This is a genomic window from Synechocystis sp. PCC 7339 (assembly GCF_019924095.1).
In the GTDB taxonomy this organism is placed as follows: Bacteria; Cyanobacteriota; Cyanobacteriia; order Cyanobacteriales; family Microcystaceae; genus Synechocystis.
Genome location: NZ_CP063659.1, coordinates 102,631 through 117,593 on the forward strand (window position 1 = coordinate 102,631; position 14,963 = coordinate 117,593).

A 14,963-nucleotide genomic window follows, 5' to 3' on the forward strand; every position below is an offset into this window, starting at 1 on the left:
TAGTTTCCTAAGGGCGAAAATCCGCCGGGGTAGGGGTGCGGCGTCGGGGAGGATTGGGGGTGACTACGGGGGCTGGTTTGGGAGTAACGGTTTCCATTTCCTTGGCAACGGAGTTTTCTTCGGTCACAGTGGTGACACTCTCCTCTTCCACCACCATACTGGACTCTTTGTCAGCGGAATCTTGCTGCTGAATAATAATTTCTGTCTCGGTTTCTGTTACCTCCGTTATTCCTGTTGCCGTAGGGGGATTATCCTCCAGGGGCTGAACTGGTTCCGGGGCAATAAGCTCCTGTTTTTCCTGGGTGATTGGTTCTGGGGCCACAGGGCTAACGGCCGTTCCCCCGAAGATGGCCGCCTGGGTGCCACTGATGTAGTAGTGCCCTAAAACTTGACCTTCGTAGGTGCGTTTGGTGAACTGCCAGCCTGGATTGAGCTGTACCTGCATGAAGCCTGCGCCGATGCCTTTGGTGCTACCGACAATAAGTTCGGGGCCGCGGCCGTTACGGGAAGTGGCCACCAACACCAGTTCATTGCCCCTGGGCACAAGACGCAGTAGGTAATCCAAGCCATAGTCCTGGCCATCGATGCGGATGGAATAGCCGTTGCTGTCTGTGGCACGGCGACAGTGGCCAGTAAAGTCAAAGTTTAACAGCAGGGGATCCACCATGGCCGGCGCTCCGGGGGTGACGTCCCAACATTTATTTTTGCCGGGAATCTGCTCAATTACCAAAAGGTCGTATTTGGTGGTTTCGACGCCGTAGGGACGGGCCACCGCAATTACCTCAGTTTGCTCGATCGCCGTTTCGGTGAAGGTGCTAGCGGCGAGGGGAGTGAAGGGAGCTAGGGCAACCCCGACAGCCATGGCCAAGAAGGGGTGTGGGAAAAATTTCCAATTCATAGGGCAAATAGTCAACGTGGCATAGGATTGTTAACCCCATCAAGCCCGAAAATGTTCCCCAACGGAGCCCTGGAGAGACAGTCTACAGGTTGGAACAGACCGCCTGGGAACCAAGCTCAGTCAGGATTGCTGGCCCATTCTACCAAACAGGCCCACGGTGCTTTGCCCCTGTTCTGAAAATCGAGGAATGGCAATGTCCTTTGAGCTTTTCTAGCGGTTGGGGGGAGAGGATGTCAAAATGGAACAACATAATACAGGTGACATTCTCGTTTTTCTATGGATACCAAAGCTTTTAAACGGTCTCTGCACCACTCCGACAATTACCACCGCAAGGGATTTGGCCATGGGGAAGAGGTGATGGGGGTGATGAATACGGAATATCAAAGCCACCTAATCCAGGAAATTCGTCAGAATAATTACCGCCTGGAGCGGGGAGATGTCACCATTCTCTTGGCGGAGGCCTTCGGTTTTTGCTGGGGGGTGGAACGGGCAGTGGCCATGGCCTACGAGACCCGCCAACATTTTCCCCAGGAACGGCTTTGGATTACCAACGAAATTATCCATAATCCTTCGGTTAATCAAAGGCTAAGGGAAATGGAAGTGAATTTTATTGATGTGGTTAACGGAGAAAAGGATTTTAGTGGCGTGGCCAAGGGGGATGTGGTGATTCTGCCCGCCTTTGGAGCCAGTGTGGAGGAAATGCAGCTACTCAACGACCGGGGCTGTACCATTGTCGATACCACTTGCCCCTGGGTTTCCAAAGTCTGGAATTCGGTGGAAAAACATAAAAAGAAAGAACATACTTCCATCATCCACGGTAAATACAACCACGAGGAAACCATTGCCACTAGCTCCTTTGCTGGTACCTATCTAATTGTTTTAAATATGGCCGAAGCCCAAAGGGTTTGTGACTATATTCTCCACGGTGGCGATAAAGACGAGTTTTTAGCTTATTTTGCCAATGCCCATTCCGCTGGTTTTGATCCAGACCGAGATTTAGTTCGTTTGGGGGTGGCCAACCAAACCACCATGCTTAAAAGTGAAACGGAAATGATTGGCAAATTGTTTGAAAAAACCCTGTTGCAAAAATATGGCCCCACGGAGCTCAACAATCACTTTATGAGCTTTAACACCATCTGTGATGCTACCCAGGAGCGACAGGATGCCATGTTTGATTTGGTCAAAGAAGACCTGTCTTTAATGGTGGTTATTGGTGGTTTTAATTCTTCTAATACCACCCATTTACAGGAAATTGCGGTGGAACATGGTATCCCCTCTGTTCACATCGACAGCGGCGATCGCATTGGGCCGGGCAATCGGGTCGAGCATAAACCCCTAGGCAAGGATCTGGAGATGCTGGAACCCTGGCTACCAGACGGAAAAATTACGGTAGGCGTAACTTCCGGGGCCTCTACTCCCGACAAAGTAGTGGAGGAAGTGATGAAAAGGATTGTGGCGATTAAGGAAGCTCAACCCGTCTTAGAAATTGCGGGATAGGGTGGGATCGGAGCTGGCTTGGCTGTTGAGCATAAGGCGTAAGTTTTGACAGCGCAACAGTTCATTGAAGCTGAGGGTGCTACGGTTTTCAATCCGGGCGGTGTTTTCGATCGCCGTTAATAGGACCTGGATGGCCTCTTTTTGGTTGTAGCCCCGACGTACAGCCACCTTAAGAGCTTGGGCATCGGCCTCGATTTCCCGTTCATTACTTTGGTAACCCCGCCAAATTTGTTGGGCCGCCAAAGCCGTGAGGCCACCGGCCACGACCATACCGACACCATCCCTCTGCCAAAGTTGCACCCCTACGGCGATCGCCCCCGCCACGGTCAATCCCTGGTACAAATCAGGCTTGAACCAGCGAATATTAACCAAACGACAGACGATGCTCAGCATGAGTAAATCCCGTTCCTGGATGGTCAACTCCCACCAAAGACTGAAATTAATTTTCACCAGGCGATCGCCAAATTGCCAGGGCTTAGGAAAATCACAATCGATCACCCGGGACTGTTTCGGTTGAGCAAGGAGTTTGACTAGCATCCGCCCCGAAGCCGGCATCAACTCTTTTAGACGACGAATTTCCGTTTCTTGGTCACTGCCTTGATAGGTTCCCTGGCGGTTCATGGTGATTTAAATCTTAGCTAGCATTGACTTCAAGTCTGACACATACTTTCGACAACATTAAACAATAAATGTTGGCAATTATTATGGCAATGTTTAGCGGATTGTATGCCCTTTCCGTTTCAGCTTGACGTCAAGGGAACCGTTTTGGTGAACAATTAATGAACAATCGTCAAAAATCCGAGTCAGTGGCCTAAGCATTCCAGCCCTTTGCACTTTCAGTCTGACCTCTTTCTTCTTCCCCCTGGAGGAAAATAGCCAGTTGACCGATTGCCGCCACCTTGACTTTTCCCTGTTCCCCACCATCCATGGCCCAGAATATTCTCCCCGCTCTCCTTGACCACATCCGCCAAAGCCCCCAACAACGGCTCACTTTTGCGGAGTTTATGGAGTGGGTGCTCTATCAACCCGATTATGGCTATTACAGCAGTGGTCAGGTGGACATTGGCATTCGAGGGGATTTTGTCACAGCGATCGCCTTGGGGGCGGATTTTGGGGAACTGTTAGCTGAGCAATTTCTGGAAATGTGGCAACGGCTGGGGGAACCGGATCGCTTTGATCTTTTAGAATTAGGCGCCGGAACGGGGGCCTTTGCCCAAACAGTATTGGCCCAGGCACAAAAGCTACATCCCGAATTTTTCGCCGCCTTACAGTACCACATCATTGAGGAGTCCGCCGCTCTCCGCAGAAGACAAACTGATCTATTAGAGCCCTGGCGGGAAATCGGCAAAATACAATGGCAAACTTGGCCGGAGTTGGCCAATGACAGCTTAGTGGGCTGTTGTTTTAGCAATGAATTTTTCGACGCTCTCCCTGTCCATCGGGTGGGCATCAAACAAGGGGTTTTGCAAGAGCAATATATTGAGGCGGGGGCAACGGACTTTATCAGTGTTTGGGACGATCTTTCCACTGAAAAATTAGTGGATTACTTTGCCAGCTTTGGTTTGCAACTGACCTGCCCCCCCTACAAGGAGAATTATGAAACCGAAGTTAATCTGGCCGCCCAACAGGCCCTAGAAGAAATTGCACGGATTTTAGCCCAGGGGTGGGTATTAACGGTGGATTATGGCCATCCAGCGGGGAAATACTACCATCCCCAACGCTCCGGAGGTACTTTGCAATGCTATTTCCAACAACGGCACCACGACAATCCCTTTGTCAATTTGGGGCAACAGGACGTCACTGCCCATGTCAACTTCACTGCCCTGGAATGGTGGGGAGAATGCTATGGTCTGAACCGTTTAGACTTTAGCCAACAGGGGCCTTTTTTGATGAATCTTGGCCTTGGCGATCGCCTAGCAGACCTATCCAGTGGTCAGTATGATCTGAACGAAATTTTTTCCCGACGGGCTATTTTGCATCAATTAATTGATCCCAATGGCCTTGGTAAATTTGGAGTGCTACTACAGGGTAAGGAGCTAAATACCTCGATGAAGGAACCAACTTTGCGGGGTTTTAAGCCCCCAACGGCGTTAGAAATGGGAAATTTACCAATAGCGGGCTAGACGGCAAACTTTTCCAATCGAGAAATTCTAGGCAGCCAGCCCCCGTTGTTTCAATAGGGTTTGTCTTTTCTTACGGGCAATTTCCTGGAGGTCAATGTTTTTGTCGGTTTCATCGACAATTTCCCCCGTTAAAACTTCAATTACGTCCTCTAGGGTAACAACCCCCGCAACGCCGCCATACTCATCAATAACCACCATTAAATGTTCCCGTTTTTCTTGGAATTGTTTAAGTAATTTATCTGCCCTCATGCCCTCGGGCACAAATTGGGCTGGCCTGGCTAATTCACCAATGGTTTTATCACCTTCACCTTGGATTAAAGCAGTTAATAAATCCTGTTTGAGGGCAATACCTAGCACTTCATCGATATATTCATCAACAATCAAAATCCGGGTATGTTGGGATTGGATAATATCCTGTTGACATTCCCCTAGGGTTAGCTCTCCCAAAAGATAGGTGATAATCACCCTTGGGGTCATTAAATCCACCGCCATTAAGTCATTAAGCTGGAAAACCCGCTGAATCATTTGTTCTTCATCCCCCTCAATTACCCCTTCTTTATAACCAAGGGTAGCTAGAAACTTAATTTCAGCCTCGTTGGTGCTGGGCATTCTTTTCCCGTGGGTGAAGGGATTAGTAATCTGCTCAATTAACCACACTAAAGGAGTAAAAAGTAAAGTTAAAAACCTTAGGGGAATGGCGATCAACAGGGAGATGCTAGTGGCGTATCTCTCTCCTAGAGTTTTAGGAATAATTTCACCAAAAACAATAATCAATAGGGTCAATACCCCAGAAAAAACTCCCATCCAAGCATCTTGCAGGTGTTTGGCCGCCAGACTGCCGATGGTGATACTACCGACGATATTAAAGATGTTATTGAGTACAACTATGGTACCAATGGGACGATTCATCTTGTGGCGAATGGCCTGCAGGGCAACAGCGGAAGGATTATTTGATTGGGACAACTGCCGCACTTTGACCAGGGGCACAGAAAACAAAGCTGCTTCGGAACAGGAACAAATACCAGAACCTAATAAAACAACGAGAATAACCGCCAGAATTTCCAGCATAAAAGCCCAAAACGAATCTACCAAAATTATAGACCATGGCTATTTTCCCCTAGACTGGAGGCCTAAGGACAAAATCTTCACGAATTCTGCACATTTTTCTTTCCCATGGCTGACCCCACCAAAATCATTGTCATTGATGATGACCCTACCGGTTCCCAAACGGTTCACAGTTGCTTATTGCTGATGCAGTGGGATGTGGCAACTCTGCGGCGGGGCCTGCAGGATCAAAGCCCGATTTTTTTTATCCTCAGCAACACCAGGGCCTTGCCTCCAACGGAAGCGGAAGAGGTGGTGACGGAAATTTGCCGAAACTTAAAAGTGGCCCTAGCGGCGGAAACCGTCGATCACTACTTGGTGGTGAGTCGTTCTGACTCCACCCTGCGAGGCCATTACCCCTTGGAAACCGATGTGATCAACCGGGAGTTGGGCCCCTTTGATGCCCATTTTCTAGTGCCAGCATTTTTTGAGGGGGGAAGGGTGACCAAAGACAGTGTCCATTACTTGATTGTGGACGGTGAATTTGTGCCAGTGGCGGCAACGGAATTTGCCCAGGATTCGGTGTTTGGCTACCACCATAGTTATTTGCCCGATTATGTGGCGGAAAAAACCCAAGGTAAGATTGAGGCAGCCCAGGTGGAGCGCATCACCCTGGGGGATCTTAGTGATGCCGATAATGCTTCCTCGGATAAATCCCTCGGCGATCGCCTGATGGGTTTTACTCATAACCAGTGTGTGGTGGTGGACGGGGAAACCCAAAAGGATTTTGATCGGTTGGCGGCAAGTATGCTCATAGCTAGTGACCAGGGCAAACATTTTTTGTTGCGGAGTGCGGCCAGTATCCTCACTTCCCTGGCTAATTTGGGCCCCCAGCCGGTGGCTCCGGTGGCGATGGCTAGCTATAAACCGACCGACCAACCAGGGATAATTTTAGTGGGTTCCCATGTGCAAAAAACCACGGAACAGTTGATGACATTGCTCAAGGACGAAACGGTGCAGGGCATTGAAGTTCCAGTGCAACAATTGCGAGATAATCGTGACAGTGAAAGCGAAATTATTGCCAAAGCTTTAACGACGGTGAATGAAATTCGGGCCGGGGGCAAAACGCCAGTAATTTATACTAGTCGAGGGGAATTAAGTTTTGCTTCGGTGCAGGCACGATTAGATTTTGGCGTTACCCTGTCCCAACTGTTAATGAAAATTGTTCAACAATTGCCCCAAGACATTGGCTTTTTGATCAGCAAAGGAGGTATTACTTCCAATGATGTACTCAGCGTGGGCTTACAGTTAACTTCTGTGCGCTTGTTGGGACAGATTATTCCCGGTTGTTCCCTAGTGAGAACTGCCGAAGATCATCCCCGTTTTCCCCTTTTGCCGGTGGTGTTATTTCCCGGTAACGTGGGCAATGCTCGGGGTTTAGCCACGGTTTATGAACGTTTGTCCCAAAAGCCTAATTCGTGAGCCATTGTCCCGATTTACCCCAATCATTACCGTCAATTTCCCTACTGATAGCTTTTGAAGTAGGGCTCTTGTCATTGGTGATCGCCGGCCGTGGATAACAGCGACTTTACTACGCTACTTCGCCCGTTCCTCACACAAAATTACTGCTATGACCATTGGCATTTGGGTATTGGGAGATCAACTTTGGTCGGGGCAAGCGGCCTTAAATAGCTATCAAGATAATTGCTCACAAGTCCCCATTCTCCTGATTGAATCGGCAGAATTTGCGCGCCAACGCCCCTACCATCGCCAAAAATTAGTGTTGGTTTGGTCCGCCATGCGGCACTTTGCAGAGGAATTGAGGGCCGAAGGCTGGTCGGTTACCTATGAAATCGCCGAAGACTTCCTCACCCCCCTATACCATTGGCTCAAAACCCAGGGCATTAGCCATCTCCAAGTCATGACCCCCAGCGATCGCCCCTTTGCAACTTGGTTACGGTCTCTTACTCTGCCCTGTGAACTAACCCTATTGCCCAACAATCATTTTCTCTGGTCTAAGGAGGATTTTGCCTCTTGGGCTGGCGATCGTCAGCGCCTATTGCTAGAGGATTTTTACCGGGCCGGGCGCAAACGTTGGCAAATTTTAATGGCGGACGGCCAGCCCGTGGGGGGCCGCTGGAATTTTGATCAGGAGAATCGCAAGCCGGCCAAAAAGCACCTTTCTCCCCCCATGCCCCTCTCCTTTGTCCCCGATGACATTACCCAGCAGGTTATCGAACGGGTAGAGCAATTAAATTTGCCTGGTTATGGGCAATTATCTAGCTTTCAATGGGGAGTTAGCCGTCAAGACGCTCTGCAAGGGCTGCAATACTTTATAGATGTCGGTTTGAGTCAATTTGGTACCTACCAAGATGCCATGGTGATGGGGCAGAAAACCCTATGGCACAGTCTCATTTCTCCCTATTTGAATTTAGGAATGTTGACTCCGTTAGAAGTTATTGAAGCAGTTACCAATGCTGTTGCCACCCAAAATATTTCCCTGAACAATGTGGAAGGTTTTATCCGTCAAGTTTTGGGCTGGCGGGAATATCTGCAGGGCATTTATCAATGGGTAGAAGAAGACTACGGCCAGAATAATTGGTTTAATCACGACTTTCTTTTGCCCGAATTTTATTGGCAATCCAGCCAAACCAAGATGAATTGTTTAGCTACTGTTTTAAAACAGGTTGAACAGACGGGTTATGCCCACCATATTCAACGGTTAATGATCCTTAGCAATTTCTCCCTCATTGTCGGCGTCAATCCTCAACAACTCCAGCAATGGTTCCATGCGGCTTTCATTGATGCCTACGACTGGGTAATGCAAACTAATGTGTTAGGAATGGGGCAATTTGCAGACGGAGGATTATTGGCATCAAAACCCTATGCTGCTTCTGCTAACTACATCAATAAAATGAGTGATTATTGTCAACAATGTCCCTATAATCCCAAAGCCAGAACTGGCAAAGATGCCTGTCCTTTTAATTATTTCTATTGGGACTTTCTCGCACGGCATCAAGAAAAACTACAGCACACTGGGCGGATGGGCCTTATTTTGGCTAATTTGAAACGTATTGATCCAAAGGAAATGTCGGCAATACAGAAGTTGGCAGAGGACTGGCGCCAGGTTCATGTAAGCCCATAGCAAATTGCCAATCAAGACACTCCGGGAAGTTAAAACAATACCTGGAGTCAAACTTTTTCCGGTAAAGAATAATGGGCATTGAGCCAGGCTTCTTCCTGTTGCCGATCGCCTAATTCTCCGTCTAGACAAGCGTTTAATAAATCGGCCAAAATTTGCTTGAACTGAGGTCCTGGTTTATAGCCCAACGCTTTGAGGTCATGGCCAGTTAAAAATGGCGATACTTGACATAACTGATTGAAATAAAACCAAATTTGCTTTCTCAACAGCTTATGCCCCCTGGCGGCCACTAAAAATAAATAGGCACGGTCATAGCCTTTCAAAGTCTGGTAAATAACGCTGGCCCTGGGGCATGGCTGGGAACCCAAACCTTCGGCGATCGCCGTTTCCATTCTTTCCAGGTGAGCCAGTCCATCAATCATGGTCTTGGGTAACTGTAATCCCGTAGCAATTTTAATTCTTTCCTGCTGGGGTAAAGCCCCCAATAAAATCCCTAGTCGCAGTAACCAATGCTCCAATTGTCGTTCTGGATCTAGCCAGCGTAACCAACGGGACAAACAGCGCACTTGCCACCATAATTGCTCCGTTAGCTTTAGCTCTGGATGGAGGCATTTAAGAGCATCTAAATCCGCCAGTAACGTTAATGCCCCTTTCCAGTAGGGCGCTTTGAGAATAATGGACAACTCAGCCTTTAAACGGGTAGTTAAGGCTGGGGTGGGATGCTCCGTTAACCGCCAACGTTCATACACTCCACTAGCGATCGCATAACGGATATAGGTTTCCGTTTGGGGTTCCAGGTCAAAACCGAGGCGCACCACAAAGCGGACAGCTCGATAGATACGGGTAGGGTCTTCAATGAAACTATTGGCATGGAGCACCCGCACTTGTTGGTTTTGCAGGTCATTCATGCCACCAAAAAAATCCAGCAATTTGCCGGGGCTGGGATTGGTAAGACGGATGGAAAGGGCGTTGATGGTAAAATCCCGTCGGTATAAATCCTGACGAATGGAACTCGCTTCCACCTCCGGGTTGGCCGCTGGGTAGGGATAAAATTCCGTTCTGGCAGTGGCAATGTCTACCCAGAGGGAATCTAGCTGGGGATCTTTGTGCCAAAGTAACGCTGCCGTTTGAAATTCTCCATGCACCGATAACCTCGCGCCGGGATAGTCTCCCTGCAGAGCTTGGGCCAATTCCACCCCTGCCCCCACATCGGCCTTGGTATGGAAACCGTCCACCACCAAATCAATGTCTTGGAAGGCAATATTTTGGTGTTTTTCTGCACCCTGGGAATGGCGGAGCCACAGATCCCGCACTGCTCCTCCCACTAGATATAAATGCCAACCCCTAGCCTGAGCTTGGTGGGCCGCTATGGTTAGCAATTGCCAGGTGGCCGTCGGTAAATGGGTTTTGAGTAGTTGCAGTAGGCTGCCTTGGCCAAAATTCTGACCAGGAGTGGCCAGGCGATCGCCAAACCGTTCCGATTGCTCCTGTTTATCCTGCAATAATTGCCGCAACACATCGGTGCGGGTAACAATGCCCACCAGGGTATCCCCAGCCATGACCGGTAAGCGCCCCACATCGTCGGCCACCATAATGGCTTCAATGCGAGGCAGAGGAGTGTCAGGATCAATGGTTTTAACGTTACGGGTCATATAACCTTTCACTGGGGCATGGCTAAAGCCGTGGTGCAGAGCTAAATCCAAATCCCGACGGGAAATGATGCCCACCAATTTTTCCTCCTGGTTAACCACCGTCAAACCAGAATGGCCATAACGAAACAAAATCCTTTGGGCCTGCTCAATGGTGGTGTGGGGTCGAATAGTGCGCACCGGGGAAGACATAAAATCCCTAGCCAATAAGGGTTTGGGAATTTGTCTTTGCAAACCTTGGTAAATATCCGCCATAACCTCCGTGGGTTCAATATCTCGCAAATTCACCGCCGCCGCCTGGGCATGGCCACCACCACCATAGGGTTCCAGCAGTTGGGTTAAATCAGTATCGGGGATACGAGTCCGGCCAATGAGGGAAAAGCGTTGGTTATCAGTGGCTCCGGTTTTTCCTTGCTCTCCACTGCTTTTAGTTTTATCTTTACCTTTGTCGTAAACATGACCCAGCAATAGGGCGTCACATTCTGTCAGGGATAACAACCTTTCCGTGAGATGGGATAACCCCGGCACAAAACTTTCCGTGGTTAACAGCACCGAACCGAGCCAATAACCCCGTACCATTTCCTTACGGAGGTTTTGCATCGCTTCTGCAAACAAAAATTGTAGGGGAGGGGGAAATCCGGGGTCGGCGTACTCCCCAATCAAACGTAAATTGGCCCCCTGTTCCATCAACCAAGCCAGGGCCTTTACGTCCCGCACAGTGGTTTGGGTAAAGGTTAAACTGCCCGTGTCCACATGGATGCCCAAGGCCATCACGGAAGCTTCCACCATAGAAAGGTTGATGTCTGTCCTTTGTAATTTCTCCACAATTAAGGTCGTACTGGCTCCCACCGCTTCCAGTTCCAAAATATCCGCTTCAATATCCCTAGGACTGTTGAGGTGATGGTCGTAAATAGCAACCTGTTGCATATGGGGTAACGTTAACCAATCCGTCGCTTTGCCCAGGCGATCGCCTTGTTGATTATCGACAATGTAGAGAGAACGAATTTTATCGGAGTTAACGCTACGGAGTTCAATTAGGGGAAATTCGTTACGATGGAGCGCTAAAAATTGCCGCACCGTGGGATGGGAACCCCCAGTGAGCACAATGCGACTGCCAGGATGGAGTTTAGCTAGCCCTACCGCGGCTCCCAACACATCAAAGTCCGCCGTTTGGTGACAAAGGATTAAATCCATAGGTTTTCTGACAAAGGATGTATCCCAAATAAGCATTTTATTTACCCCACCGCCTTCGCCGGCTCAGGCACCTCCCCTGGTTAGGGGAGGCTGGGAGTTTTTTTTAAAAAATGGGATGGGCTCTCTAACAAACCTTGGTTAAAGCCAGATATCAACATGGCCTTTCGTTTCCAATTATTGAAACTGGTTAAATATATCGGGTCAATTGGATGCGATAACGTTCCTTTTTGGTGACCGTAATTTCGCCTATTTCTAGTCTACCTTTCCCCCGATAGGTAACTAAATCCCCCGCTTTGAGGGCATAGCTAGACTGGGTAACAGGCTTCCAATTGACTTGCACATTGCCCTGGTTGACAGCTTCGGCCATTTTACTGCGGGACAAACCAAACCCCGCTGAAGCAATGGCATCCAAGCGCAGGGAAGCTTCCACAGTGGTCATTTCTTTGGTTTTGGGGGGGCGAATTTTTAACTCTTCCGGCGTAATTGCCTTAGCTTTAACCGGTACAGTGCGCACCTGGGTTAGATGGAGACTGACAAATTCCGCCACCTCCGGCACCACGATCGCCTGGGCACCCCGTTCTCCCAACAAAATAATGTCCCCCACTTTTTCCCGCACTAACCCCGTGCCTAACAACGCCCCTAAAAAGTCCCGATGACTGGCGGGATCAAAGAGAAAATTACCAGCCATATCCAATACAGTTAGGGGGATTTGTTCCGTTTCCAGGGGTATCTCCGCCCTAGCAATGGCCACTCTCTGTCGTTCCGCTTGGGGATACCCCCCCCAGGGTAGAAAATGTAATTCCGTTAGGGAACCAAAACGGGTTTGAATTTCTGCAATCAGAGGGGGCGCACAAAAATCCGTCACCACCACTTCCCACGTACGAAGGGCCTGTTCCGCCTGGTCAATTACCCTGGCGATCGCCTCCCGGTCTTGGGTTCCCTTCAATAAAGCTTCTCTTGGTAACATCGAGCAACGGCATTAGCTAACAAATCATTGTGGTAATTTTGATGACCAGTTTGTCAAGGGGCTACAATGCGCCTATGTGTTCGCTTTTAAAGGCAGAAACAATTGCCTTCCTATTCTTCGACCCCTGGCAATGACCCAATCAATCATCTTGGCAGAATTAGGCTCCTGGCTCCGGCGATCTGGACAAGCAATTTTATTGTTGGGCAACACTTCTTTTCAGCTTTTTACCGGCAGAATTGATGGGCGCAATACCACTCAACAGTTAATGTTTGTGGGCCCCGCTTCCTTACCTATTACCCTGATTACCGCTGCCGTCATCGGCATGATTTTCACCATCCAGGTGGCCCGGGAATTTCTGGCTTTTGGGGCAGGTAGTGCGGTGGGAGGAATTTTAATGTTAGCCCTGGGGCGAGAACTATGCCCGATTATGACAGCGGTGGTGGTGGCGGGGCGAGTCGGCTCAGCCTTTGCGGCAGAAATTGGCACCATGCGGGTAACAGAACAAATCGATGCTCTCTATATGCTTAATACCAACCCAGTGGAGTATTTAGTTATTCCCCGGCTCTTGGCCTGTTGCATTATGGTGCCCACCCTTAGTGTGCTGGCATTAGTCACCGGCATGATGGGAGGGGCGATGATTTCCAGCAACGTTTACGGCATTGCCAACCAGGTATTTTTTGAATCAATACAGACCTTTGTGACTCCCTGGGATATCTTTTGTGGTCCCATCAAGGGCATTGTGTTTGGCGTTTTAATCGCCATCATTGGTTGCAACTGGGGCTTAACCACCAGGGGCGGGGCTAAAGGAGTGGGGGAATCCACCACCGCCGCTGTGGTAACTTCTCTGTTAGCAATTTTTGTGAGTAATTTTCTGATGTCTTGGATTATGTTCCAAGGCAGTGGTTCCGGTGCCGTGCTAATGGGTAATTAAGCGTTTAACCCAGGCGATCGCCTAGGCGGAGGAAATCGCTACAGGAAGAGACATGATCAACCGTGTGCTTTATGTGGAAATGGATGGATCACTCTTCTTTGAACCTATGCCAAGCTGAAACTTAGGGAATTACAACCACAGTCAGGCATAGGCGATCGCCATACCAAAATGCAAAATCCACACTCACTCTCACACTATCCCTCTTCCGTCAGACTGAGGGAATTAAAATGGAGATAAAAGGCTGAAAAGCGCGGAGGGAGAATGACAAAGACAAGAGAGGCGAAAAAGACAGTACAGTATGTAGACACATATAGTGAACTGTATAAAGATATATTTCCAGAAGTGAGGTCTTATGAGTCATTTAAATATATCATTGTGGGAATATTAAGTGATATAAAAAGAAAGAGTTTACCTGCAATAGCATCATCACTAGGGTTGAAAAATGAACAGGGATTACTGCATTTCATGACAGATTCTCCTTGGGAATTAAAAGAATTAGAAAAAAGAAGATTAAATATTATCTTAGAAGTTTTAGAAGGAAGAGAAATAATAGTAATAATAGATGAAACAGGAGACCCCAAAAAAGGGAAAACAACAGATTATGTAAAAAGACAATATATTGGAAATTTAGGAAAAATAGAAAGCGGTATAGTGTCAGTAAATGCCTATGGTTACTGCAATGGAGTAACGCTTCCTCTAGAATCAAAAGTATTTAAACCAAAAGAAAGATTAAAAGAGGGAGATAAGTATAAAACAAAGCCGGAATTAGCAGTAGAGATAATAAAAGAACTAGAAGAAAGTGGTTTTAAAATAAAAAGAGTAGTGTCAGATAGCTTATATGGAGAAAGCCATAGCAATTTTATCAGTGCCGTAGAGGAATTAAAAATAGAATATGCAGTGGGAGTCCGGAGCAATCATGGGGTCTGGCTTCCAAAGGAAGCTAAAGTAAGGGCAAATAAGTGGAGGAGGTTTGAACATATAAGATGGGATGGAAAACAGGAAGATAGGTATATCAGAGAAATAGTTTATGGCAAAAAAAACGCAATAAGATATTGGGAAATTAAAACAGAAACAGAAAAAGAGGAGGAAAAAGCAGGATGGTTTGTAATGACTCGAATACCAGATATTAAATATAAAGAAGTTGTCAGAATATATGGGGTAAGGTCATGGATAGAATATGGATTTAAGCAATGCAAAAGTGAATTAGGATGGGCAGATTTTAGGGTAACTCATTATGAGCAAATTCAAAAATGGTGGGAATTAGTGATGTGTGCATATTGTATGATTTGTTTTTATGATGAGAATTTTAATCCGACTCTAAATTCAACGTCAAAGTATCATCAAAAGCATGAAAAATGGGATAAAGAAGAAGGGTGGAAAAAATGGCTAAACAACCTACGATTAGTGATCTCTGTATTTAATGCAATAAATCTTATCAAAAAGTGGTTAAAAGTATTTCCATTTGCCCATGTTTTGGATGAGTTAACTAAACTTTACAACAAGATTGATAAGCTAGAT

General features: G+C 47.7%; 10 protein-coding genes and 1 pseudogene. 6 read left to right on the forward strand and 5 right to left on the reverse strand.

Features of this window, described 5'->3' with window-relative positions; genetic code table 11:
* Positions 1–7 precede the first annotated feature (7 nt).
* Positions 8–862 carry a DUF3747 domain-containing protein gene (locus tag IQE94_RS00540; RefSeq protein ID WP_249214020.1) on the reverse strand — a complete coding sequence of 285 codons (855 nt, stop codon included), beginning with the start codon at positions 860–862 and terminating at the stop codon, positions 8–10.
* Positions 863–1,174: 312 nt separating this feature from the next.
* Here IQE94_RS00540 and IQE94_RS00545 point away from each other — a divergent pair, with 312 nt between their 5' ends.
* Positions 1,175–2,395 (forward strand): 4-hydroxy-3-methylbut-2-enyl diphosphate reductase, encoded by a 1,221-nt coding sequence (locus IQE94_RS00545; protein WP_212721595.1) that lies wholly within the window; start codon positions 1,175–1,177, stop codon positions 2,393–2,395.
* Here the strand turns inward: IQE94_RS00545 and IQE94_RS00550 are convergent.
* Entirely contained in the window at positions 2,378–3,016 is a 639-nt protein-coding gene (locus tag IQE94_RS00550; RefSeq protein ID WP_212721598.1) for a DUF3318 domain-containing protein, read from the reverse strand. The genes IQE94_RS00545 and IQE94_RS00550 overlap by 18 nt on opposite strands.
* 305 nt (positions 3,017–3,321) lie before the next feature.
* On the opposite strand from IQE94_RS00550, the gene IQE94_RS00555 reads away from it, so the two are divergent.
* Positions 3,322–4,518: a class I SAM-dependent methyltransferase gene (locus IQE94_RS00555; protein ID WP_212721601.1), complete on the forward strand. Its 1,197-nt coding sequence runs from the start codon at positions 3,322–3,324 to the stop codon at positions 4,516–4,518.
* 27 nt (positions 4,519–4,545) lie between these two features.
* Here IQE94_RS00555 and IQE94_RS00560 read toward each other — a convergent pair whose 3' ends face one another.
* A complete protein-coding gene (locus tag IQE94_RS00560) occupies positions 4,546–5,586 on the reverse strand; it encodes a hemolysin family protein (protein WP_212722101.1) in 1,041 nt (346 codons plus the stop codon).
* A gap of 105 nt (positions 5,587–5,691) precedes the next feature.
* Here IQE94_RS00560 and IQE94_RS00565 point away from each other — a divergent pair, with 105 nt between their 5' ends.
* The gene (locus tag IQE94_RS00565) at positions 5,692–7,044 is read left to right on the forward strand and encodes a four-carbon acid sugar kinase family protein (protein WP_223342481.1); all 1,353 of its coding nucleotides are present in this window, start codon (positions 5,692–5,694) and stop codon (positions 7,042–7,044) included.
* Positions 7,045–7,192: 148 nt separating this feature from the next.
* Positions 7,193–8,707, forward strand: coding sequence for a cryptochrome/photolyase family protein (locus IQE94_RS00570; protein WP_212721606.1), 1,515 nt, complete (start codon positions 7,193–7,195; stop codon positions 8,705–8,707).
* A 47-nt stretch (positions 8,708–8,754) separates the two neighbouring features.
* Here IQE94_RS00570 and IQE94_RS00575 read toward each other — a convergent pair whose 3' ends face one another.
* Complete coding sequence (locus IQE94_RS00575; RefSeq protein WP_223342482.1) at positions 8,755–11,547, reverse strand: A-adding tRNA nucleotidyltransferase; 2,793 nt, start codon at positions 11,545–11,547, stop codon at positions 8,755–8,757.
* A 187-nt stretch (positions 11,548–11,734) separates the two neighbouring features.
* The gene (locus tag IQE94_RS00580) at positions 11,735–12,514 is read right to left on the reverse strand and encodes a photosystem II S4 domain protein (RefSeq protein ID WP_212721615.1); all 780 of its coding nucleotides are present in this window, start codon (positions 12,512–12,514) and stop codon (positions 11,735–11,737) included.
* Positions 12,515–12,644: 130 nt separating this feature from the next.
* On the opposite strand from IQE94_RS00580, the gene IQE94_RS00585 reads away from it, so the two are divergent.
* Together IQE94_RS00585 and IQE94_RS00590 are read left to right on the forward strand one after the other, a co-directional pair.
* Positions 12,645–13,445: an ABC transporter permease gene (locus IQE94_RS00585; protein ID WP_223342483.1), complete on the forward strand. Its 801-nt coding sequence runs from the start codon at positions 12,645–12,647 to the stop codon at positions 13,443–13,445.
* 261 nt (positions 13,446–13,706) lie between these two features.
* Positions 13,707–14,834, forward strand: a pseudogene (locus IQE94_RS00590) (IS701 family transposase); the annotation flags it as partial.
* Positions 14,835–14,963 lie beyond the last annotated feature (129 nt).